The following is a 23,641-nucleotide window of genomic DNA, read 5'->3' as shown; positions in this document are numbered from 1 at the left end:
AATTTTCAAAAAAATGAAAGTCCTATTAAAAATCGTTATTGGCTGCTTCATTTTTTTGTTAGCACTGACATTATTGACCATCACCACTGTTGATTGGACACCCTATAAAGAAACGACATACTATAAACAAACCCTTCAATCGCTAGAAAACCTGGCTTTTGAGGGGACTGATAATGGATACGTTTTAGGAGGATGGGCCAAGGCCAATTTTACTCCTGATACACCTGCAAACCTTGTTGCCTATAGGCCACGAGGTCCCTATGAATTTGTTGAGGACAGCAGTTATGTAAAAGCCATCATTGTAGGCAATAACAAGTTTAAGGTAGCTTTCCTTAATTATGAATTGTTGATTGTTCATCCTCAATTAGCACAAGCTTTGCGGTCAGCAATAAAGGAGCAAAAACTTCCTCTAGACCATATTTATTTTACAGCTACCCATACGCACAGTGGTATGGGAGGAACCATTCCTGGTCCCGTAGGGAAGATTGCCATGGGAGGATGGGATGAATCCCTGGTCAAGCATATTGCCAAAGGAACACTCAGTGCCCTCACTAAGGCCTTGAACAATATGGACACGGTTTCCTTACACACCAAAAAGTCAGAAGCCGCGAATTTTGTATCCAATAGATTGATTGCCTCCGACCCCATTGATCCTTATATTAGACAGTTAATATTAAAGAAAAACAACGGTAGCACTTGTTCATTTACTACCTACAGTGCACACGCCACCTGTCTTAGTAGCAAGTTTATGGGCCTTTCAGGAGATTACCCCTATTACCTATCCGAAGCTTTGGAAAGCAGGCATGAATTTGCTGTTTTTGCAGCAGGAGCTGTAGGAAGCCACCGCCCAAAGGCGCCTGGAAATGACATTAAAAGTATTCAGCAATACGCTTCTTCACTGGATTCAGTTGTGAGAAGTAATACTATAGACGAAGCAGTAATGGGCAGTCAGGTTTTGGCAGCAAAACTACCATTAAAGCTCCGCTCACCACATTACAGAATTAGTGACAATTTGCGATTGAGACCATGGCTTTTTAATTGGGCTATTGGAAATAATCCGGCTTATTTCGATGTCATCAGGATAGGCGACGCCCTGTTTATCTCTTCCTCAGGTGAAGTCTCTGGGGTATTTTATAAGGCATGGGAAGAACAAGCAAATGCATTGGGGCTTTCATTGTTTGTAACCACATTTAACGGAGGATATATAGGATACATCACCCCTGACAAATATTATTCAGGTGATTACTATGAAGCGAGGGATATGAATTTTTATGGTCCTTATAATGGGGATTATTTTAAAGAGATCGTTTCTGATTTGATAGCCTTTGGCGCTAAGCGATAAAGCTTGGCCTTATAAAATCCTTTTTCAAAGCTTACTGCTTTTTTTTCACCCCAATCCCAGTTTTTAAAGAATTTATCATAATCAGGAAGTTCTTTTCTCGGATGTTTGGCCAACAGGCTAAAACTTGTGATCATTAAATGTATCAGCCATTGCTTGTCCTTCACTGGATAAAAATCCAAAAATAACCAAGAAGTGCTTGGGGAGACCTTTTGCTTTACTCTTTGAAACAAAGAATTAATAGAATGATCTGTCAATACATCCAATAGAAATTGAGTGATAACAACATCAATTTCCCCCTCCTTGGGAAGTCCAAAATCTTCGGAACAGATAAATTCTACCCGGCTTTGACAGTCCAATGAAACCCTACCTTTTGCCTTTTCAAGCATTTTATTCGAGGCTTCCATGTAAATGATTTTTCCATTCTTGCCGCATCTTTTTAAGATTTCAGGCAGGATAGCACCTGTTCCTCCTCCAATTACCCATACCGTATCTCCCGGCTGAATAATTTCCAAAAATGTCTTTTTGCTTTCATGAAAGGCCTTGCCTAATACAAGAGAGGCAAGGTAATCATAAATAGGAGCAAGAAACCTGTATTTATCCACTGTACTCAATTTGTCCTTTGTCTTCATTTTGGGAGTGGATCAGCTATTCACAAATTGGGGTTAAAAAAACAATAACAGCAAAGGTAGGGTAAAAGCCAACTCAAGTCTCTTTCTGGTTTTTAAGTTATTGGTACCGGGAAATTCCACAAAACTCAAAATGTGCATCAAAAGCATTAAACCCCAAATCAGCGTATATACATGGTAAAAAGAAGGCAGTATAAGAAAAAGAACCACCAGGTAAAACAAACCAATAATGGTAAGTGACCACAGTAATTTCCGTGTTTTTTCTATACCAAGGACGGTCACAATAGACTCCTGCCCTTCAGCAAAATCTTGCTCACTATCACTATAGGAAAGAAATACCAGATTATACCAAGCCAATAAAAAATAGGCGCCTAAAAAAAACATCCAATAATTGGAGGAAAATGAAAGGTCTATATTCAATAGGGGAATTAAAACAAGTCCTGCCACATAAAATAAAGCAGTAGAAAACTCTTTAACAGCGGCTGTTTTTTTTCCTGCAATACGCAATATTGCCATAGACAATACGATGAGAAAGGCAAGACCTAGTCCAGAACCAAACATCCTTAAAGAAGGCAAAAACCATAAGGCCAACACAAAGCCAGAGATAACGGCCAGGAACAGCAATCCCAATAGTAAAGTAAAATGGTCTTGATGAAACCTATGTCTATGGGACAAAGCTTTTCCTTTCACCTTTCTGGCATCCAATAAATGGTCAAAAGTATAAATGCTCCATACAGCAAGCGCCAAAAGCAAATAGATTTTCCAGGACAAATTCACTTTCATCAAATCAGCGAAAAAACACATCCCCGCACATGCCCCTGTTACCACATCCAAAGAAAGGAGGTTAAACTTTTCAAAAAAGACCAAGTAATTCAATTTCATTGCACCTGAAAAATTCCAACTGACGGGCAATTTAAAGAATTGAAAGGATCAAAGCATTTAAAAATTATGTAATTTCCACTTTCAAAGCAAAATCAAAATTCATGAACAAGTTATTTTATATCCTGCTGTTATTTATAGGGCAGGAAGTTTTAGCCCAATCACCTATTAAAGTTGCCTGTGTGGGTAACAGTATCACCCAAGGACCAGGCCGTGAACATCCTGACAGTTACCCACTTCAATTACAGGAGAAATTGGGTAAAAAGTACCATGTCATCAACTTTGGTGTTAGTGGACGTACTTTATTAAAAAATGGGGATTACCCTTACTGGAATGAGCCTCAGTTTGAAGGTGTTAAATCTTTTGCCCCTGATATTCTGGTTATCAAACTGGGTACCAATGACTCCAAGCCTCAAAACTGGAAGTACAAGGATGAATTTCTGGACAATTATGTGGAAATGATAGAGACTTTTAGGGCAAGTATGCCTGAAAACGGGAAAATATATGTCTGCCTTCCTGTCCCTGTTTTCAAAACCAATTTTGATATCACAGAAGAAATTATTGTCAACGAAATGGTGCAACTAATCCGCCAGGCAGCTGAAAAAACAGGAGCAAGCCTAATAGACATGCACCAGCCTATGGAGAAGTATGGAAAACTTTTTGCAGACGGTGTTCATCCTAATAAAAGAGGAAACAAGATCATGGCAAAATTGATCGCCAAGGAAATTCGCTGAGTTGCAGCTCACCATGTCATCAAAGCAAAAGCCTGTCCCTAACTTTCCAGGGACAGGCTTTTTTCAAGAAATTAGAGAAATTGGAAATTGAAATCCTTGCTATAATGTTTCACCTATCCAAGAACTCATAATGAATCTTATTAGAGATTAAACCATATAGGGATATTTCGTGTTAAATAAGTCATGCTCCATTATACCACATATTTATTAAAACCTGAAGCCCCTTGGGTTACTTTTGTGCATGGTGCAGGAGGAAGCAGCGCTATTTGGTTTAAACAGATCCGAGATTTCAAAAAATCCTTCAACGTTTTGTTGGTGGACTTACGTGGTCATGGAAAATCAAAAGACAAAGTCTACGAAAAATTAAAAAAATATACATTCCCAGTAATTTCCGATGAGGTCATGGAGGTATTAAACCATCTCAAGATTGAAAAATCTCACTTTGTAGGGATCTCATTAGGAACAATAATCATTAGGGAGATTACAGAAAGATATCCTGAAAGAGTTTCGAGTATGGTGCTTGCTGGCGCGATTATGAAGCTAAACATCAGAGGACAAGTATTGATGCGGCTAGGGATTTTGCTGAAATCTGTGATCCCTTACCTTCTACTTTACAAGCTGTTTGCTTTTATTATTATGCCTAGGAAAAACCACAAGGCTTCCAGATATTTATTTGTTCAGGAGGCGAAAAAATTATACCAAAAGGAGTTTATTCGCTGGTTTAGCCTCACTTCAAGAGTAAACCCTCTATTGGATTTTTTCAGAATTAAAGAGACCAACATTCCCACACTTTACCTTATGGGTGAAGAAGATTATATGTTTCTACCCACCATTGCAAAGCTGGTCAAAACCCATCAGTCAGCCAAACTTGAGGTGGTTCCTTCTTGTGGACATGTAGTCAATGTAGAAAACCCAGAAGCTTTTAATAAGATAGCTTTGGGCTTTTTAACCCGGATTATGTAATAGGATTTCTCCGTCCTGACAATAGTCAGGGGTGAAGCCTGTCCCGTGTTGACGGGAAGTGTTGCAATCGCAAGACAATCAGGCTGTTTGGAGATTTTAGCATAGCACCGCTATGGTGAAATTGAAAACAGCAACGAAGTGGCTGATTTTGAAGCGATTTCAGCACGTAATAGATTGTCTATTGCATATTTCGGGTTTAACTACAATTTAGGTACATCCATCACCTAATATCTTAATGGGAACTTGAACAAATTCAGTCTTTTTTATACCTTACTATCTGCTCATTATTTTAACCAATAGCTAATGCCTAGAACAGGAATTTATATTGCCTGCTGTTTCAGTATGCTCCTCTTTTTATCTACATCTGCCTTGAATGCTCAAGACCAAATCGATTTTGACATTACTTTGGCAGGGTTTAAAATTGGAGACATGGAAGCCAACAAGGTCTTAAATGGGGATACCACCCTATATTTACTAGAAAGTAAGGTGAGTTTTTGGCTGTTTGGGACAATAAATGTAGACTACAATATGAAGGTGAAATACCTTGATGGCATTTTTATTAATTCCATAGTAAGTTCTAAGACTAACAGAGGCGACTTTGTTTCCAAAATTTGGTTAGAAGGTGATCAGTATATAATTGATGCAAAAGGGTATAAATATGAAAACTCAGACACCATTAATGAACCGATCCATCATAGTGCTGTCCGGCTATTTTTTGAAGAGCCAAAGGGAGTAAAATTAATGATGGCCGAAAACTTGGGAAAATATTCGGAAATTAGGGCTCATGGTGAGGGGATTTACACCACCCATATAGAAGGCGATCAAAACAAATATTACTATCAAAATGGACAGATGCTAAAAGTCAGCATGCACAATCCAATAAAAAATTACGAAGTAAGGCGACGATACTAACTTTCAAAATAGCCTAAATGCATAGCAAAAAGGTATATTTGGGGATAATCCCAAATAACGATGCTACTACGAACCCTTTTAATTGTTTCTGTTTTTTTAATAAACGGCCTTTCTTATGGCCAAGATCTTGATTTTTCAAATGCTGTCATAATCCCTCATGGCAATAGTGAGCGATTGCAAAAATATGCCACCATACTACATGAGGAACTGACAAAGCGCGTAGAAAAACCATTTCCTATACAAACGAAGGCAAAAAGAACACAATCTTCCATCCTTTTGACCCAATTCGAGGATATCCCAAGCCTTCCTAAGAATTGGAGGAAGCTTCTTAATGAAGTACAGCCTATGCCTGATGAAGGGTTCAAAGTCATTATTGACAATACATCAACCAACCCGAACGCCATTATTATAGGGCAAGATGACAGGGGCTTATTGTTTGGAATAGGACACCTGCTTAGAAAAATGAATTGGGCTAAAGATCAGCTTTTATTGTCCAAAGCCATTGAAAAGTCCTCTTCACCAAAATCTCCCATTAGAGGGCACCAACTAGGTTATCGTCCCAAGACTAATGCTTATGATGCCTTTACAGTGGATCGTTTTGACCAATACATTAGAGAGCTGGCACTCTTTGGTTCCAATAGTATTGAAATTATGCCTCCACGAACGGATGATGACTTTACCTCCCGTCACATGACTATACCTGCAATAGACATGATCGGAGAGCAGTCGCGAATTGCCGATGAATTGGACTTGGATGTATGGATGTGGTTTCCAAATATGGAAGATGACTATGAAGACCCGCAAACAAGAACAATAGAACTAACACAACGCAAAGATGTATTTGCCTCTATTCCAAGGCTGGATCATTTGTTTGTTCCTGGAGGAGACCCAGGAGACCTTGAACCGGATGTATTGTTTGATTGGCTAGAAGAAGTGGCTACCAAGCTTCATAGATTTCACCCGAACGCCAAAATATGGGTTTCCCCTCAGGTGTTTAAGCCTACAAAGGCCTGGTTTGATCGTTTCTTTTATCACGTCAACCAAAAGTACGATTGGTTTGGTGGTGTGGTTTTCGGCCCTTGGGTTAAAATACCATTACCTGAACTGAGACAATTAACAGACGCCTCACTTCCTATTCGAAGGTATCCGGACATTACCCATAACCTAAGCTCTCAATATCCAATACCAGAATGGGATTTGGCCATGGCCATGACCTTAGGAAGGGAATCCATAAATCCTCGTCCGATAGATCAAAAAACCATCCACAACTCTCTGGCCCAATATGCCAATGGAAGCTTGAGCTATTCTGAAGGCACCAATGATGATGTAAACAAATTTATTTGGACAGACCAGGAATGGAATCCTGAAACAGAAGTAATAGAAACACTTAGGGATTATTCTCGATTTTTCTTTGGTCCGGAATGGACAGATGCAGCAGCCAATGGTTTTTTAGCTGAGGAGAAGAACCTGCAGGGTCCATTGCTCTCTAACACTAGTATTTCTCAAACGCTGGCACAATGGCAGGACATGGAAAAAAGAGCCGATGCCAAACTAATGAGTAATTTCAGGTTTCAAATGGGCTTGATCCGTGCCTATTATGACGCATACATTCAGCAGAAACTGCTCTTTGAAACCCAACAAGAACAAAAGGCACAAAATGCGCTCCACAGGGCAGAAAAAGAGGGAAGCTTGAATAGTATAAAAGTCGCCACAGCCTTTTTAAATGAGCAAATGGCTGATCCTTACATTGCTCAATTAAAACATAGATGTTTGGAATTGGCAGATGCACTTTATAATAGTATTGGCGCACAACTGACTGTCAATCCGCATGGAGCGGCTTCTGGAAGGGGGAACTTCATAGACAATCTAGACGTGGTGCTTAATGATGCGCCATGGCTTTTGGCCAACCTTAATGACATCAAGAAAGAAACCGAGGAGAAGCAGAGATTAGAAAAAATAGCTCAATTACTGAATCGAACCAATCCTGGACCTGGAGGTTTTTATGACAATTTTGGACAAGGGAAAAGCTGGGAAAGGATATTAAAGCCAATAGAATGGAGTCAAGATCCAGGAGGGCTCTATGGTCCTAGAGAAAGTTTTGGCGTTGGACTAAGGGGCCAAGAGTGGGTTCATGAAATCCAGGCAGTAGGTTTCGGAGGCACTGCTACTCCATTGGCATGGATGAATCAAGTAACTACACTTTATGACACGCCCCTGATCATCAATTATGATCAGCTTAACCCAGAGGTTTCCTACAAAATCAGAATTGCTTATACCGGAAGGTTCCGAGCCAAAATGAAATTGACCACTGATGATGGGCATCTAATCCACGATTATATCAGAACGGGTATTAAGCCTTTGTATGAATTTGAACTTCCTGCCAGCTCCTATTCAGATGGCAATCTTGTTCTACAATGGACGTGCAGCGAAGGAGAAAGAGGTTCACAAGTTGCAGAAATTTGGATTATTCCCAATCCATGATTTTGCCCTAGTAAATAGTCCGTGTATAAGTTCTTAATGGCCAAAGGTGATTTGCTACCGCGTCCGATAGTGTAAAATATTCACGTTTATATGAATATTCATTCAATAGGCAATTTATAACCTAATGAATTCTCCTAATTTTCGATTAATTGTGCTCAATACCAACTCTTCCTGAAAGTAGGATAGTTTACCATCATAACACAAGTCCAAACTTGCAACACAGCCTGATTTCCTTGCAATTACAACATATCCCTAATAATAAGGAATAGGGTTATCAAACCCTAGTAAATAATCCGCGTTAAATTATTGGTTAATAAATATTTAGCCTTAGATTATCGGGTATTATTATAAGAGCATTTAACCAGGTCAATTTTTTATGGTCCTCAACCAAAAAAAATATTCCCTCTATTTTTACCTGTTAACATTGGGGCTCTCGCTAGCCAAAATACTATTTACCCTCCGTCCAGAAATAAATTTATTTACCGAAGAAGCACAGTACTGGTTATGGTCCCAGAATTTGGCTTGGCATTATTATTCAAAACCAGCTTTAGTTGCAGTGCTTAACTTTATAAGTACTGCAGTGATGGGCAATACAGAGCTTGCCATCCGCATCAACGCAATTCTATGTGGTATAGGAATAGCCTGGGTTACTTTTATCTTTGGCACCTATTTATACTCAAAAAAAGTTGGTTTTTGGTCTGCATTAGCCATACAGGCAATGCCATTTTGGTGGCTGGCTTCCACCTTTCATATGACAGACTCCTCCCTCTCCTTCTTTTGGATCTTAAGCATTTATCTTAGTTATAGAGGGATTAATGAGGAAAATAGAGTTTGTTGGATTTATGCAGGAATAGCTACAGTATTGGGGCTTACAGCGAAGTATGTGATGGTCCTGATCTTTCCTGTACTTATTATATACCTGCTGTTTATAAGAAAGTGGAAAACACAAAGAGCTAATTTCTTGGTATTTGTAATGATAAGTGCATTGGGATTCTTGCCGATTGTAATTTGGAACTGGCAAAATAACTTTGAAACCTTTCTGCATTTGCTGGCCTTGACCGGCACAGAAGGAACTAGCTCAAAACCATTTTCGCTGACGGCTGCAAGCAAAAGTTTATTAGAATTCGTAAAAGGGCAATTGGCAATCGTATCATTGTTTCTGTTACCCTCATGGCTACTAACATTTAAATTCAACTTTAAAAATATAAGTACCCCTTTCATTTTTCTTGTTCTACCGGGAATGATGGCCTTTCTTATTTTTGCCTCTTTGAGTATTTTTAAAGAGGCAATGGTTAATTGGCCTACTTTTTCCTATGCAGGGCTGGCAATAGTATTTGCTCGATGGATGACTTTACAAGGCAAGTTTTGGAAAATTGTTAGTCATGGTGGAATCTACATCAGTATTGCCCTACCCCTTATATTCATTTTACCAGACTACACCGGAATTAAATCGAGTAAAACTGTTAAGAAAAGAGAACAAAGGATAATCAAAAGACTGCTAGGTCATGAACAACTGGCGAAAAGAATTGATCACCTTACAGACAGTCTTGGCATAGACAATGCATTTGTATTTTCAGACTCTTATCATACTGCTTCAGCGCTTTCTTTCTACCTAAAAGGAAACCCACAAACCTATGTGTTGAATATGGGAAGCCGAAAAAATCAGTTCAATTTCTGGAATGGTATAGAGCAGTTTCTAGGGAGAGAAAACACGGGTATTTTTGTTAGCTGGAACTACGACTCCATGGAGGATAAAGTTTCTTTTCAATCATTAATCCATGAAGAGTCATTTATCACGAAATTTCACAATATCCCAAGGCGGGCCGTAAAGATTCAATATTGGAGCAATTTAATTGAATACAAGCCCACATTACCGACAAGCTATTAACCCTAATAAGCATAATTGTTTGCTCGCCGTAGCAGGTTAATGGACTCTGAGTGCAGGATAAAAAAAGCCGCCACCTAATTATAAGCTAACTATTTGGAATTACTTCGAGGAGTAAGAAATTGATAAATTTCAAGCTGAAGAGATCAACTTTATAATATATATAATTCAATAAGGCTTATCGAAAGAGAAAAATTATTTTATTTATTTTTAAAAAAAAGACAAATTACGATCAAATCACATTCAATTCGCTTAATTTCAACCACTTAATAAGCAATTCTGTCCTTCATATGTCAAATAAAATGGTTTTTTGCTAGGACGAAATACAATTAACTGTATTTCGTAATTTTTAACACTTATATTATTGTATTTTACACAATTAAAAAATCTTTGTAAACTTATATAATGATTTACTTTTATATTAATTGGTATTGTATATTTTTCTTTAGTACATTTATCTTATTAAAAATATGAAAACGGAGTGAGTTGAGAAGTGAAGTTGGATTCCGTAGCGGAAGTTGGTTATTTTTTAATGTAGGGTTTGTCCAGGGTTTTATGATGAATAAGACCCTGGCATTTTTTTTTAATCCAATTCAACCCCAATCCTACCTTATGTGTTCCTCACCTGCGTTCCCTTATGGTTTTAGCTATAACTGGAAATAGAATACAATAAATTAGAGTATTAAGTTGAAAGGCGATTGAGACAAGTAACGGGCTACCTATGTCAGGTTAAGGCTTACTTTTTCCCTTAAATGTTTAAACCCGGATTAATAGGATTTCTCCGCCCTGACAATTGTCAGGGGTGAAGCCTGTCCCGTGTTTACGGGAAGTGTTGCAATCGCAAGAAAATCAGGCTGTTTGGATATTTTAGCATAGCACCGCTATAGTGAAATTGAAAACAGCAACGAAGTGGCTGATTTTGAAGCGATTTCAGCACGTAATAGATTGTCTATTGCCTATTTCGGGTTAAACAATAAACTCAGTCAAAATGGCCAAGACTGATGCCAAAAGTATTATTAATAATTTATGCAATTGAAAACGATGTTGCGGGGAACTTTCAAAAACAATAATGGTAGATATATGTAAAAACCCTCCTGCAACCAAGCCAAATAAAATATCCAATGTCTCCCTTCCTATCAATGAGCGATCAAAAAGAAAATCAGTGGAGAGCATTCCCAAGGGAGAGGCAAGCGCAAATAAAACCAACAACAGAATGGTCTTTAGCTTATCTAAACGAGACAGTAATACAGCTGCTAGGGCAAAGGCTTCAGGCATCTTATGCATTATCATTCCCATCAAAAGAGTTTCACTTCCATGATGATGCCCAGTCAGCATAGGTTGTTTTGAAAGCAAGGTACCTTCCAAAAAAGCATGCAAAAACAAACCTATCATCAAGGTCCATACGGTGTTTCCACCACCATGTCCTTTATGGTCATGAATATGTCCATGCTCAATCCCCGAAGACATAAAGTCTAAAACCTGCTGCAATAAAAACCCAATTAAAATATAAAGCCCCATAAAATAGGCGGATTCTTTATTGGCGAACAGTTCAGGGAAAATATGAAGAATAGTAATTGCAAAAAGGTAAGCTCCTGCAAATACCAATGCCAGTTTAAAACTTTTCTCGTTCCATCCAGGCACCAGTATGGCGACCAATCCTGCACCCAAGGCAGCAAAAAACAATAAAAGTACAGACAACATATTTAGGTTGGGTTATTTGGGTTCTTCTGCACTAACAGAAGTTAAAAACGGTGCAAGGCCATCACTTACATAAGATTGCATTTGACCTTGATCATCATTAAAGATAAGAAAGATCTCTAAACCTTCCACAGATTGCTGTATTTCCTTAGCGCGATCCATGCCCAACACCATAAAGGCGGTTGCATAGGCATCAGCCGTTATACAATCATCTGCCACAACAGTAGCACTTAACAAACGATGCACTACCGGGTAACCAGTAAATGGACTGATGGTATGTGAGTATTTTACACTGTCTTTAATATAAAAGTTGCGGTAGTTTCCTGAAGTAGCCAGCCCTTTATTTTCAAGGGCTACTATACTGTAGATTTCATTGGCCAAACCTTCTTCATCAGGATGAGATACTCCTACTTTCCACAGTTCACCTTTGTCATTTACACCATTTCCTTTTAGCTCCCCACCAATCTCTACTAAGTAGTTGACTATGCCTTTATCTTTCAAAAATTCAGCGATTACATCTACGCCATACCCTTTTGCAATGGCACTAAAATCAAGATAAACGTCCGTAGTGGATTTTTTTACTTCTTTATCATCAAAGGAGATTTTTTCAAAGCCTACACGCTCCATCAATTGTTTAACTCCTAAACTATCTTGCAAGGCAGGTCCTCCGGGACCAAAACCCCATGCATTGACCAAGGGGCCTATGGTAGGATCAAAAGCACCACCTGTGGCAGTAAACACCTCTTTACTGGCTTTTAAAACAGGGTAAAAATACATTGACTCATAAACCAATGAATCGTATTTATTCAATCTGCTTAATTCAGAATCTGAAATATAAGTAGAAAGAGCTTGGTTAAAATTAACCAAAATTGAATCAATGTCTTTCTTTAAATTTCGCCCTCCCGGATCTAAGTAGACTACCCTATAGGTAGTCCCCATTGTTTGCCCACTAAACACCATTTTAGGGTTATCTGAAGCCGGGGAAGCCACAGTTTCTTTATTCTGTCTATATAGGTAAACCATAAACACCACCAACAGCAACAAAATGCTGTAAATGATATTTTTTTTGGCTGATTTTCGCATAAAACAACGCCAGTTTTTATTTTCCCAAAGTTAATTCTATTTTTTCAATTGCCCATTGTTTTTAACTATTTCCATCGCTTATTGACAGATTGCAAACCTAGCAAAACCTGTAAAGCTCCGATGATTTTTCTATATTTGTAAGACATAGAAGGTACATATGAGAGAAGATTATCTGCGAGGTGACCAGGAAAGCTTTAGCACTGGAGATAAGGAAATAGAAAAAGCACTAAGACCATTAAGTTTTGATGATTTCACCGGTCAAAAAAAGACGGTGGAAAACATCAAAATTTTTGTGATGGCTGCTAGGAAAAGAAACGAATCATTGGATCATGTCTTACTTCATGGCCCTCCGGGTTTGGGTAAAACCACCTTAAGTCATATTATAGCCAATGAACTGGAATCAACCTTAAAAATTACTTCCGGCCCAGTTTTAGACAAACCTTCTGATCTCGCAGGATTATTAACCAACCTGGAAGAAGGAGACGTATTGTTTATCGATGAGATTCACCGCCTGAATCCCATTGTTGAAGAATACCTGTATTCGGCCATGGAAGATTTTCGAATAGACATCATGCTGGATTCTGGACCCAATGCCCGTACAGTTCAAATAAATTTAAATCCTTTCACACTTGTAGGGGCAACTACCAGGTCAGGACTTCTAACCTCTCCTTTGCGAGCCCGCTTTGGCATCAATGCGCGTCTTGAATATTACGATGCGAATTTGCTCAGCACTATCGTCAAAAGATCTGCAGCCATTTTAGGCACGCCCTTGGACAATGAAGCCGCATTTGAAATTGCCAGAAGAAGCAGAGGTACACCTAGGATTGCCAATAACCTTTTACGTAGAACCAGGGATTTTGCTGAAATCAAAGGCAACGGACGTATTACCTTTGACATTGCTCAAATCGCTCTAAATGCCTTGGAAGTAGATAGCAATGGACTTGATGAAATGGACAACAGAATTTTACTTACCATAATAAATAAGTTTGCAGGAGGTCCTGTGGGGATTTCCACCATTGCTACAGCTTGCGGAGAAGAGGCCGAAACCATAGAAGAAGTATACGAGCCTTTCCTTATCAAAGAAGGCTACCTCAAAAGGACAAGTAGAGGACGTACTGCCACAGAACTGGCCTATACGCATCTTAAAATTAAACCAAATTTAGGCGGTCAGTCTGGCAACCTGTTTGAAAGTTAATGCCAAAATTATTAGTCTTTGAACATTCTCGCTAAGCATACCCAAATTGTCAAAAATACAGCGTCAAAACTAGGTTTTGATTACTGCGGTATTGCTGAAGCAACTTTTCTGGAGGAGGATGCTCCAAAACTAGAAGAATGGCTAAACAATAATTACCATGGCAAAATGGCCTATATGGCCAACCATTTTGACAAGAGGTTGGATCCACGGAAATTGGTAGAGGGGGCTAAATCTGTAGTCAGCCTTATGTACAATTATTACCCCCAGCAAAAACTACCCGAATCAGCCGAGGACCTAAAAATCGCCAAGTATGCTTATGGTGAAGACTATCACTTTGTGATAAAAGACAAACTAAAAGTATTTTTAGAGTGCTTAAAGGAAGAAATCGGCGAAGTAAACGGTAGGGTCTTTGTAGACAGTGCACCCGTAATGGAAAGGCAGTGGGCACAAAAATCAGGGCTAGGCTGGAAAGGGAAAAATAGCCTATTGCTTAACAAAACTTCAGGAAGTTTCTTTTTCCTGGCAGAACTAATCATCGATTTGCCATTAGCCTATGACAATCCTATTACTAAGGATTATTGTGGCACATGCACTCGATGCATAGATGCCTGTCCAACAGATGCCATCCTTCAGGACAATGTAATCGATGGATCCAAATGCATATCTTATCTGACCATAGAACTTAAGGATGCCATTCCAGAGGATTTTAAAGGAAAAATGAAAAACTGGGTTTTTGGCTGTGATATATGCCAAGATGTGTGTCCGTGGAACCGATTTTCTAAACCACACCAAGAAGAAGCATTTCTTCCCCATGCTGATTTAGAAAAAATAGCATGGGAAGAAATGACAAAAGAAACTTTCAATAAAGTATTTAAGCGATCAGCCTTAAAAAGAACCAAATGGGAAGGCTTTCAAAGGAACATTTCCTTTGTGAAAAATTAAGTAAACGTGCTTAATATTCTACATTGGTAAACACACCGTCGGTAACATTTATATTGGCATCATTATCATCATCATAAGCTACAAAAGAAAACTTGCCTGAGACAAGCTCATTTTCCTTGTCCAGCTTTGTGATCTCAACACTAATAGACCCTGTAAGCAAAGTCAATCCTCCATATTCTGTACCTCCATTGCCTAATGAAGCTTTTGAAACTACACCTATTGCACCTGATGGATTTCCACTAGTAACATTCTCTTCAGTCACTTCATCAAATTTAGATCCAACCTTTAATTCTGAAAATTTATCGCCGTATAAGGCTAAATTAATGGTAGTTAAATGAGTACTACCAAAATCAAGCGCTGAAATACTTAACTCATAAACATCTCCATTCAAATCAAGATCTCCCTCCACCTCATCCAACTGAATAAAGGTGTCTTCATTTTCGACAGCACTGAAACTCTCACCATTAATTTTGGCTGTCATTACCTGAGAATCCGGATCGTCATCCTTGTCATCATCGTCATCAATTATATCAGAAAGGTTACAGCTACTCACAAATAATGTCAGCAAGGCAAATAGTAGGAAATGGTATTTTTGTTGTTTTCTCATAATATTAAAATAGTAGGTTACACAATATTAAAGCATCTAATTTGAAATTGGATAAATTTCAAGAAAAAATTATTTTATTAATAAAAACTTAATATATCTAGAAAATAAATTGACGGTGAATGATTGAAAAATAAATTCGCAAAAGCTTGATAGAAAAAAATGACTTAATCCTAAATCAATTTGAGTCTAGACTAGCCCATTTAAGCATGCTTTAAAAAACTGAATAAATTAAGTGGTACATTCTAAATTCCACATCTCAAAAACAGGATACGCAAAATATCTTAATTCCACTTTACATTATTAGTTAGTACCAAGACTGGATCACACTATATTTAAACTAAACACCTTACCTTATAACATAAGGACATACGCGATACCGCTAAATAAAAAACTATCAAATAGGATTACATATTGACCAAGCTAACCTTAATCCCATAATAAAAGCAAAAATAAATTGATGCAGGTACTTAAAATAAATTAATTGTTAACTCCGTAATTTTATATGAAAGGTGGATAGACTATTTTAACGAGGAATAGGTGAAATTGAACTTAAAATATTTAAAATTTTTATGTTTATAATAGTAGAAAATTAAAGTACACAAAATGAACTACTTTAATATTTCTTCAATACCGTCGTTGTTTAACATTTTTTAATATCTTTATACTCCAAACTTTAATAAATCTATACTATGAAAAAACTTATCGCATTCATTGTTCCATTTTTAATTACAGGAATCTCCTTTGGAGAAGAGATCAAACCTGATGTTTTGGACTTCAATTCAGCACTTATTGAAGCTCAATTTTCAGAGCTTGATCAATTGGAAGAATATGTTCTTTCCAATGAAGGAATTACTCTTAAAGAGGTAATGGCAAACCCTAATGCCTTTGATGTCAATCTTGACGCCAACATGTTAAATAATTTTGCAGTAAATGCAGGTGACCACCCTGTAGCAGGTATACCTTCTTTCCTTTGGGGATGTGTATTGGGTCCTGTTGGTATAGCAATTGTACATTTTGATGCTGAAGACAAAGACCAAACAAGAAAAGCAATTTGGGGTTGTGTTGCCCTAGGTGGCGTTTACGCTCTTTTAGTTGCAGCTTCTTACATCTTTGCTTTTTCTGCTTATCCGTTTTAATGAGGAAACTTATAAAAAGCTTACTAGTACTTGCACTAATTATACTGTTGCCTGAAAATTCTTTTGGGCAACAGTTTTTTAGGGTTAGTGCTGATTTTTCCATCAAGGAAAAAATCACTGATGGAACATCTAAATTAATTGTGGGAAAGGTTTATTATGACCTTTCAGCAGAGAAAATTATTTACGACATCACCTTTCCCGAGCCAGAAACATGGGTACTTCAGGACACTACATTATATCGGTTTCAGTCCAATGAATTATTGGGGAAAACCTCATCATTTATCATTCCTAATTCCTCTTTTTTCCATTACACCTTGTCAGGACAACTGGCGAACTTCGGATTAAAAGACAGTGGGTACACTATCATAGATGTAACAAAACAAGAAGAACAAATTCTGACTACTTGGGAACCCAAAGATGAAAAAGTTAAAAGCTTGATGGGTAAAGTAATCATGTCTAATTTAGATAAAAAATTACAAGCCATTGCATTTTACAATCCCAATAACGACCTGTTGAGCAAGCAGTTTTATAAAGCCTATATCAACGTATCCGGTTGTGAATTCCCTACAGAGATTACTCAAATAAACTACCACGATCAAGGTCAAAACTACCAGGTTACTACCTATAAAAACGTGGTAATAAACGAAAAAGGAAATGAAATTATTTACGATTACAAGCTTCCTGATTTGTAGCTTAACCGGAATAACCTTCGCCCAATCCAAAAATGAAGTCCTTGATTTCAAAGACTTACTTTCCGAAAAAAAAGAAGAGGTGCATTACAAGGCCGCTGAGGAAAATAAAAATGAAATTGAAACTGTTTTCTCAGGACTGTTTAAGGTATACAAAAACTTCATCTCCTCACAAGATGGTTCAAATTGCGTCTTTTATCCTTCCTGTTCTGAGTATGGGCTTTTAGCTGTAAAGAAATATGGCGTATTGTTAGGGGCCGCGAATACTATGGACCGCCTTACAAGGTGCAATGGTCTAAGTCCTGAAAAATATACCTGGACAGAAGACAGAACCCTAATGGTAGATGAATTGAAATGAAGTACTTGGTTGCAGTGATGATACTGCCTTTTTTTGCGCTTTCAGGACATGCTCAAAACTTATATGATTTTGAAAATTCAGCAGCTTTCGCAAGCTACCTGAGACAAACCAACCAGTTTGAACTGGCCATACCCGAGTATGAAAGACTCGTTTTTATGAAGCCAGGAAATGTCTCACTGGAAAAAGACTTATTGGCTGTTTATTGGGAGGCGGATATGTGGGAAGTAGGGATAAACCGAGCGTTGAACCTATACCCTGATGAAAATAAGATTCCCGGTGAACTGGCTTTTGAATACTTGGCCTTAAGGTTTAAGAACAAGCAATACAACCAAGCCAACACTTTCGCAAAAAACAACAACAACTTAAAAGAAACCGAAAGGTACTTTTACTCTGGAACATCCTATGCATTAAAACACGAATGGAAGCCTGCCTATGAAGCTTATAGCCATCTGTCAGAAAGCAACTTTCAATCTGTCGAACAGTACATCACCATTACCAGACAAGCCCTTGAGGAAAAACGAAAAAGCCCAGCTCTTGCTGCTATTATGTCAACCATAGTCCCGGGTTCTGGAAAAATCTATACAGGAGACTGGAAAGACGGTTTGGTTGCACTACTCTTCGTTGGTTCCACAGCCTGGCAAGCCCAAAGAGCCTTTCAAAGGCAAGGGGTAGAAAGCGTCAGAGGCTGGATCTTTGCTTCAATTTCTTTAGGCTTCCATGTAGGAAATATTTTTGGTTCTCATAAGTCTGCAACATTGATTAATCTTAGAAAAGATGAATTCCATCAAAATAAAATCGAGCATTTATTTTATTCTAATTTTTAACTTTAGTTGTATAACTTCAGTAATTAGTCAGGCCCAAACTGTAAGTCAAACATTTGATTACGGCCTGAACCTAATGGAATTAAATAGACCAAAGGAGGCCATTGCTGCATTTCAGCGTGTTCTGTTTTTTGGAGATGAGGGCTTCCAACAAAAAGTTTTTCCCAATATCGCCAAATGTTACTTTCTCCTGGAAGACTTTTCTACTGCCTCTAGGTATTATGACCTGGCCTATTTTGCAGCCACAACCGACTCTGTCAAAACCGATTTCACTTTTAAGAAAATTGAAAGTCTGGTACGTGAAAAATCATTCCCTTTTGCAAAAGTTGAGTTATACAACCTACCTGAAGAGCTTTCACCTGTTTTGTCCAACAAGAAATCCTTCTATTCAGGAGTAATCCATTATGCCCTAGGTGAATACGAAGAATCAAAAGCTAGCTTTCTAAACATCGTGCCGGAGGATGCAAAACAAAAAGCGATCATTGAATCATTTTCAAAATTAACGAAGGTAGAAAAAATCAATCCTAAAAAAGCGCGTATAATGAGCATGATCATTCCAGGCCTGGGGCAGTTTTATGCAGGTGATGTAAGAAATGGAATAAATTCACTAGTGCTCAACGGATCCTTTGCCTACCTGACCTTGCAGACCATGTTCAATTACTCTATCTGGGATGCTGCTATTTCCATATTGCCATGGTACCAAAGATACCATATGGGAGGTTACAATAGAGCTGAAGAGGCTGCTTATGAAAAGATAAGAAGGAAAAAAGCAGAAATATTTCAAGAAATCATTATTACTGTTGCCTCTGCCCAACAACCGATGGAAATGACAAGGTCAAATCAGTCCAGCACCTTGAATAAATACGCTAGGGAAAATTCCAATTGAGTGAAGTTGATGTCAAAAATCCTGTCCTGAGCTTCCGGGTTTCCAAATTCATAGGAATACCTAACTTCTCCCTGAAGGGTGCTTTTTCCAAACAGTTTGCTCAAGCCAACTCCAGCAGTAATTCCATACATTAATTTCCTCGGAGTATCCCCTGCCTGACCATAGGTAGGAATCACCAAATCCCCTTCAACAACTCTTTTTACATCTTTCACATCTAGGAGATAGCCTAAATGAGGGCCGATTTTTATATGAAATCTTCCTGAGTTCCCTAAATAAAAATTGGAAAGGACGGGTACTTTTAAATACGTGAAACTTGTTTCATTTCCTGTATTAACGGAATCCGTAGCAGCATAGCCTGTAGTTAAAAGTTGAAACTCAATTTGAGCCCCCGCATTCTTTTCAAAAAATTGCTCAATAACTAATCCATAGCTTGGCGCATTGAAACCAGTAACATCCCTGGGAAAAGCACCCAGGGATGTCCTATATGTTGCACTAGACTGTGTAAATCCTGCTTTTAAACCAATACTGGTTTGGGCCAATAAATTCCCTATTGCGAAAAAAGTAAAAAACAGAAAAAAACATACAGACTTCATGGCTCATCAAATGGTCTTATTCGCACTAATTAAAGGGTGCATCCACCTATTTTTTCTTCTCTTCTTTGCTGTCCTCTCTGTCTCGCAATTTCTTATCATCAACATTCTTGTTCAAAAATGCATTGATCTTGTCAATAGAAAATGAGCTAGAAATCTCTCCAAATGAATTGATATTCATTTTAAAACCTTCCAATTCCTCATTTACTTTGGGAATATCTTTCTTTTTTGAATTCTTAGCCATGCTCCCAGGGTTTAAAGTACACACTACCTGAAATTAGGTAGCGTTTATATTCTTTAACGCAAAATTAATTCTTTCGATTAATTCTTCTCTTCCTAATATTTCGAAAATCTGCATAAGATCCGGACCTGCCCCTACTCCTGTAATGGCAAGACGTACCGCCTGCATTATCTTTCCTAATTTAATTTCTTTCTCCTCAGCAGTATCCCCCAACATGGTCCTTGCCATATCGGCTGTAAGTGCAGTGGTGATTTTGTTTAGTTTTTCTTCAAAAGCAGTCAAAACAATCACTACATTCTCATTCCACTTCTTATCAACGATTTGTTGGTCAAACGTTTTGGGTGCAAAAACCATAAAACGTCCTTCCTTCCATAAGTCACCAGGAAAAGTAGCTCTCTCTTTCATTAGAGATACAATCTTTTCTGCTTTTTCCGTACTAATGCTTACATTTTCCTTGTCCAGGTCTGAAAGCAAATAGGCAGATAGCTCAGTATTGCTTTTATTTTTCAGGTATTGTTCATTGTACCATTTTGCCTTATTGATGTCAAATTTGGTTCCTGACTTACCTATTCTTTCAATTGAAAATGCTTCAATCAATTCATCTATATTGAATATTTCACGTTGATCTCCAGGGTTCCAACCTAAAAAGGCTAAGAAATTCAAGAAAGCATCAGGCAAATAACCTGCTTCCTTAAATCCATCTACCAACTCACCGTTCTCTGGACTGGTCCAGTTTAAAGGGAATATTGGGAAACCATGCTTATCAGCATCTCTCTTGGACAATTTGCCGTTGCCATCAGGCTTCAACAACAATGGCAAGTGAGCAAATTGAGGCATGCTATCTTCCCAACCCAAAAACTTATACAACAACACATGAAGAGGAGCAGATGGCAACCATTCTTCACCTCTTATCACATGAGTAATGCCCATCAAATGATCATCTACAATATTAGCCAGGTGATAAGTAGGCATACCGTCAGATTTCATCAAAACTTTGTCGTCAAGGGAATTAGAATGAACCATAACCCATCCACGCACCATGTCATTTAATCTAACTTCTTCCTTTCTTGGTATTTTGATTCTAATCACATAAGGATCACCTGAATCCAACCTCGCTTTTACCTCATCTGCTGGAAGAGTTAGCGAATTTTTCATCTGCGTTCTTGTGATAGAATTGTATTGAGGAGAAACTACTCTTGCCGCGGTAAGGCGCTTTCTCATCTCATCAAGCTCATCCGAAGTATCAAATGCATAATAGGCATGTCCCTGATCCAAAAGATATTGGGCATACTCCATGTACATTGCCTTCCTCTCTGATTGGCGATAGGGACCTACTTCACCAGGATTCCACGGACTTTCATCAGGTTCAATCCCAATCCATTCCAAGGAATTTTTGATGTATTCTTCTGCGCCAGGTACATACCTGTTTTGGTCTGTATCTTCAATCCTTAACAAAAACTTTCCACCAGTTTTTTTGGCAAAAAGATAATTGTACAATGCAGTCCTTACACCGCCTATATGTAAAGCTCCTGTAGGTGATGGAGCAAATCTAACGCGTACTTCCTTACTCATAAAATAGCAATCTGTTTCAATTTAAGAGGGCAAAGATAATCAATAAATAACGAAATCGCCGGAATCTAACCCAAAGTATTGTCAATGTACCTTATAACTTAAACTATATATCAGCTATACTTGTTTAATACGCTAATCATGGCAAATTCCCCATCCAATAATGACACCTCCCAAAAGGAGATGTTTAAGCTTTTGAAAATTTTCGGTTTGACATCCCTTGGACTAGTTCTTGTCCTTTCTTTATTCAATGGGCATAGAGCGAATAATTCAGGTGAAGACCCTACCTTCAAAATAAAAGATGCCGGCCTGTTGTTTTTCTACAACCTCAGAAGAATTGATTATCAGGTGCAGCGCTTGACTGAGGCCAAAATTGAAATCTATACCCATTCTTCTTTTGAGAAAGACAGCACCCAAAACACCCTTCTATTGGACTTAATACTAAATAAAAACAAACAAACAGCCTTTCTTTATATGAAACCTCAAGGTGTTTTTCTAAAGAGTGAAAGCTTAAAATTGAGGAATGGAAAACTGCCAAATCAAGAGACTTTGACATTAAACATAGGAACTGCTGATCGACACATACATCTGGAAGCTTCAAAAAAAATAATCCAATGGCTCCAACAAGAAGAAGGATTTGTGGAAGTTTTCAGCAACAATAAATGGAATAACTTGTTTCAAAATAAAAATCAAAAAGAGGCGTTTAACGCAACCTTCATTGATTTCCTTAAAATCACAGCAAATAAGTGATTTCAAAATGAAGCGTAAAATCATTACCCAAGGCTCATCAAGTACAATAAAATTGTATTCAGGCTTTGGAATCGATCTACGAAACCCATTGTGATTGCTTTCGATATTTATTAGCTTTAACTTATTGTGATTGGCGGATTTTAGGTAATCAAAGAAATTGCCCTTAAATGAATTATTATGGAATTAAAAAGAATTGACAATCTTTGGCATTTTTTTGCAACCCAAAACCAATTGTTTTTAAAAAAACACATCGACAATAAAGTCCTTTATGTTTTTAAAAAAAATAAAATTCAGTTAATCCATTCTTTTAATCCACGCTTTACAGCACAATCTAGTTTAAGTATTGGTCCCGAATCCTTCGAGATGGGCGTGGAAACTTATGCAGCTAGCAAAAAAAGATTTGGCCTTCCAACTGCCTTAAACCTCCACCAACGGCTGTTTTTTCCAAAAGAGTTACTTAAGCTTACCTCCCGTTACTCGCTAATAATCGAAAAGGACCGCTTTAAAAACCTCCGAGTAACATTGGAGCCATTTATTCCAAAAAACATTAAGGACACAAGTGCACCAATCAATTTAATTTGTGAAACGCTCTGGTCCTTTAGGTATTTTTCCAATACCGTCAAAAATTAGATCCTATTCACATTAAAATTATAAAAGCTGGATTTTATAAAAGTTTCCTTTTTAACTTTGACTATGAATAATCCCTCAGATACACCCGAATTTCCAATGTTCACTATGTCCAATAGAGGCATATTGCTCCTAAGTGGAATATATACGGCTGCCTGGGCAGCTTTTTTCAAATGGTTCGGCCCTCAATTGTTTTCTTGGCTGTCAATGCAAGCTTACCTTGAGGACTCCATGCCAACGGGCTTTTATGGCTCGATTGGTATCATTGCTGGCGTTTCCTTGCTATTATCTGCCTTTTACCCCATTAGCTGGATATACTTGTTGGCTGCAGGGGTATTTGGAAAACTTGTAAGCATCCTTACTTTCCTGCTTCTATATATGCCCAATTTAGAATGGAACAAACGAATTGCTTTCCATATTATTTTTAATGAAGCCCTCTGTCTATTACTCATAGGGATAATGTTATGGAAAGCTTGGCAGGTAAGAAAGTACTTGCAAACACTTCCTGAATAAAACATTAAACCCGAAATATGCAATAGACATTCTATTACGTGCTGAAATCGCTTCAAAATCAGCCATTTCGTTGCTGTTTTCAATTTCACCATAGCGGTGCTATGCTAAAATCTC

24 protein-coding genes are annotated in these 23,641 nt (G+C 38.0%); 16 read left to right on the top strand and 8 right to left on the bottom strand.

Annotated elements, in window-relative coordinates:
• The first annotated feature begins 13 nt into the window (after positions 1-13).
• The gene (locus tag CA2015_RS10180; protein WP_048641812.1) at positions 14-1,342 is read left to right on the top strand and encodes a neutral/alkaline non-lysosomal ceramidase N-terminal domain-containing protein; all 1,329 of its coding nucleotides are present in this window, start codon (positions 14-16) and stop codon (positions 1,340-1,342) included.
• On the opposite strand, the gene CA2015_RS10175 is transcribed toward CA2015_RS10180, so the two are convergent.
• Both CA2015_RS10175 and CA2015_RS10170 read right to left on the bottom strand, forming a co-directional pair.
• Complete coding sequence (locus CA2015_RS10175) at positions 1,291-1,971, bottom strand: class I SAM-dependent methyltransferase (protein WP_048641811.1); 681 nt, start codon at positions 1,969-1,971, stop codon at positions 1,291-1,293. The genes CA2015_RS10180 and CA2015_RS10175 overlap by 52 nt on opposite strands.
• A gap of 33 nt (positions 1,972-2,004) precedes the next feature.
• Positions 2,005-2,850, bottom strand: coding sequence for a UbiA prenyltransferase family protein (locus tag CA2015_RS10170; RefSeq protein WP_157470412.1), 846 nt, complete (start codon positions 2,848-2,850; stop codon positions 2,005-2,007).
• Positions 2,851-2,951: 101 nt separating this feature from the next.
• Here CA2015_RS10170 and CA2015_RS10165 point away from each other — a divergent pair, with 101 nt between their 5' ends.
• The 5 genes from CA2015_RS10165 to CA2015_RS10145 all read left to right on the top strand — a co-directional run bounded on the left by CA2015_RS10165 (position 2,952) and on the right by CA2015_RS10145 (position 9,825).
• Complete coding sequence (locus CA2015_RS10165) at positions 2,952-3,581, top strand: GDSL-type esterase/lipase family protein (RefSeq protein WP_048641809.1); 630 nt, start codon at positions 2,952-2,954, stop codon at positions 3,579-3,581.
• Between the two features lie 183 nt (positions 3,582-3,764).
• The gene (locus CA2015_RS10160) at positions 3,765-4,544 is read left to right on the top strand and encodes an alpha/beta fold hydrolase (protein WP_048641808.1); all 780 of its coding nucleotides are present in this window, start codon (positions 3,765-3,767) and stop codon (positions 4,542-4,544) included.
• Between the two features lie 303 nt (positions 4,545-4,847).
• Positions 4,848-5,456, top strand: coding sequence for a DUF6134 family protein (locus CA2015_RS10155; RefSeq protein WP_048641807.1), 609 nt, complete (start codon positions 4,848-4,850; stop codon positions 5,454-5,456).
• Positions 5,457-5,516: 60 nt separating this feature from the next.
• Positions 5,517-7,937, top strand: a complete 2,421-nt coding sequence (locus tag CA2015_RS10150; RefSeq protein WP_048641806.1) for a hypothetical protein — start codon at positions 5,517-5,519, stop codon at positions 7,935-7,937.
• Positions 7,938-8,313: 376 nt separating this feature from the next.
• Entirely contained in the window at positions 8,314-9,825 is a 1,512-nt protein-coding gene (locus CA2015_RS10145) for an ArnT family glycosyltransferase (RefSeq protein WP_048641805.1), read from the top strand.
• Positions 9,826-10,788: 963 nt separating this feature from the next.
• Here the strand turns inward: CA2015_RS10145 and CA2015_RS10140 are convergent.
• Positions 10,789-11,523: a ZIP family metal transporter gene (locus tag CA2015_RS10140; protein WP_048641804.1), complete on the bottom strand. Its 735-nt coding sequence runs from the start codon at positions 11,521-11,523 to the stop codon at positions 10,789-10,791.
• Positions 11,524-11,535: 12 nt separating this feature from the next.
• Positions 11,536-12,603 carry an FAD:protein FMN transferase gene (locus CA2015_RS10135; protein ID WP_048641803.1) on the bottom strand — a complete coding sequence of 356 codons (1,068 nt, stop codon included), beginning with the start codon at positions 12,601-12,603 and terminating at the stop codon, positions 11,536-11,538.
• 157 nt (positions 12,604-12,760) lie between these two features.
• On the opposite strand from CA2015_RS10135, the gene ruvB reads away from it, so the two are divergent.
• Complete coding sequence (gene ruvB / locus CA2015_RS10130) at positions 12,761-13,798, top strand: Holliday junction branch migration DNA helicase RuvB (RefSeq protein WP_048641802.1); 1,038 nt, start codon at positions 12,761-12,763, stop codon at positions 13,796-13,798.
• An 18-nt stretch (positions 13,799-13,816) separates the two neighbouring features.
• Entirely contained in the window at positions 13,817-14,740 is a 924-nt protein-coding gene (queG, locus tag CA2015_RS10125; protein ID WP_048641801.1) for a tRNA epoxyqueuosine(34) reductase QueG, read from the top strand.
• A 10-nt stretch (positions 14,741-14,750) separates the two neighbouring features.
• Here queG and CA2015_RS10120 read toward each other — a convergent pair whose 3' ends face one another.
• Positions 14,751-15,347 carry a DUF6252 family protein gene (locus CA2015_RS10120; RefSeq protein ID WP_048641800.1) on the bottom strand — a complete coding sequence of 199 codons (597 nt, stop codon included), beginning with the start codon at positions 15,345-15,347 and terminating at the stop codon, positions 14,751-14,753.
• 689 nt (positions 15,348-16,036) lie between these two features.
• Between CA2015_RS10120 and CA2015_RS10115 the strand changes: the two genes are divergently transcribed.
• The 5 genes from CA2015_RS10115 (at position 16,037) to CA2015_RS10095 (ending at position 19,237) form a co-directional block, all read left to right on the top strand.
• Positions 16,037-16,483 (top strand): hypothetical protein, encoded by a 447-nt coding sequence (locus CA2015_RS10115; RefSeq protein WP_048641799.1) that lies wholly within the window; start codon positions 16,037-16,039, stop codon positions 16,481-16,483.
• The gene (locus CA2015_RS10110; RefSeq protein ID WP_048641798.1) at positions 16,483-17,175 is read left to right on the top strand and encodes a hypothetical protein; all 693 of its coding nucleotides are present in this window, start codon (positions 16,483-16,485) and stop codon (positions 17,173-17,175) included. Before CA2015_RS10115 ends, CA2015_RS10110 begins: the two co-directional genes overlap by 1 nt.
• A complete protein-coding gene (gene yidD, locus CA2015_RS10105) occupies positions 17,138-17,530 on the top strand; it encodes a membrane protein insertion efficiency factor YidD (protein WP_048641797.1) in 393 nt (130 codons plus the stop codon). The genes CA2015_RS10110 and yidD overlap by 38 nt, the downstream gene beginning before the upstream one ends.
• Entirely contained in the window at positions 17,527-18,354 is an 828-nt protein-coding gene (locus CA2015_RS10100; RefSeq protein ID WP_048641796.1) for a tetratricopeptide repeat protein, read from the top strand. The genes yidD and CA2015_RS10100 overlap by 4 nt, the downstream gene beginning before the upstream one ends.
• Before the next feature lie 73 nt (positions 18,355-18,427).
• Positions 18,428-19,237: a hypothetical protein gene (locus CA2015_RS10095; protein ID WP_157470410.1), complete on the top strand. Its 810-nt coding sequence runs from the start codon at positions 18,428-18,430 to the stop codon at positions 19,235-19,237.
• Here the strand turns inward: CA2015_RS10095 and CA2015_RS10090 are convergent.
• The 3 genes from CA2015_RS10090 to gltX are packed head-to-tail and all read right to left on the bottom strand — an operon-like array spanning position 19,192 to position 21,640.
• Positions 19,192-19,830, bottom strand: a complete 639-nt coding sequence (locus tag CA2015_RS10090) for a porin family protein (RefSeq protein WP_048641794.1) — start codon at positions 19,828-19,830, stop codon at positions 19,192-19,194. The two genes, CA2015_RS10095 and CA2015_RS10090, sit on opposite strands and share 46 nt — an antisense overlap.
• A gap of 46 nt (positions 19,831-19,876) precedes the next feature.
• The gene (locus CA2015_RS10085; RefSeq protein WP_048641793.1) at positions 19,877-20,071 is read right to left on the bottom strand and encodes a hypothetical protein; all 195 of its coding nucleotides are present in this window, start codon (positions 20,069-20,071) and stop codon (positions 19,877-19,879) included.
• 33 nt (positions 20,072-20,104) lie between these two features.
• The gene (gene gltX, locus CA2015_RS10080) at positions 20,105-21,640 is read right to left on the bottom strand and encodes a glutamate--tRNA ligase (RefSeq protein ID WP_048641792.1); all 1,536 of its coding nucleotides are present in this window, start codon (positions 21,638-21,640) and stop codon (positions 20,105-20,107) included.
• A 138-nt stretch (positions 21,641-21,778) separates the two neighbouring features.
• Between gltX and CA2015_RS10075 the strand changes: the two genes are divergently transcribed.
• From CA2015_RS10075 to CA2015_RS10065, 3 genes are all read left to right on the top strand, one after another.
• Positions 21,779-22,387: a hypothetical protein gene (locus CA2015_RS10075; RefSeq protein WP_048641791.1), complete on the top strand. Its 609-nt coding sequence runs from the start codon at positions 21,779-21,781 to the stop codon at positions 22,385-22,387.
• 177 nt (positions 22,388-22,564) lie between these two features.
• On the top strand, positions 22,565-23,017 hold the full coding sequence (locus tag CA2015_RS10070) for a phage portal protein (RefSeq protein ID WP_048641790.1): 453 nt from the start codon (positions 22,565-22,567) through the stop codon (positions 23,015-23,017).
• Between the two features lie 63 nt (positions 23,018-23,080).
• Positions 23,081-23,527: a hypothetical protein gene (locus CA2015_RS10065; protein WP_048641789.1), complete on the top strand. Its 447-nt coding sequence runs from the start codon at positions 23,081-23,083 to the stop codon at positions 23,525-23,527.
• The last annotated feature ends 114 nt before the right edge of the window (positions 23,528-23,641 follow it).

Origin of the sequence: Cyclobacterium amurskyense (genome assembly GCF_001050135.1) — a bacterium.
Lineage (GTDB): Bacteria > Bacteroidota > Bacteroidia > Cytophagales > Cyclobacteriaceae > Cyclobacterium > Cyclobacterium amurskyense.
Note: the sequence above shows the minus strand (reverse complement) of the source record. Positions and strands in the feature narration are given on the sequence as shown.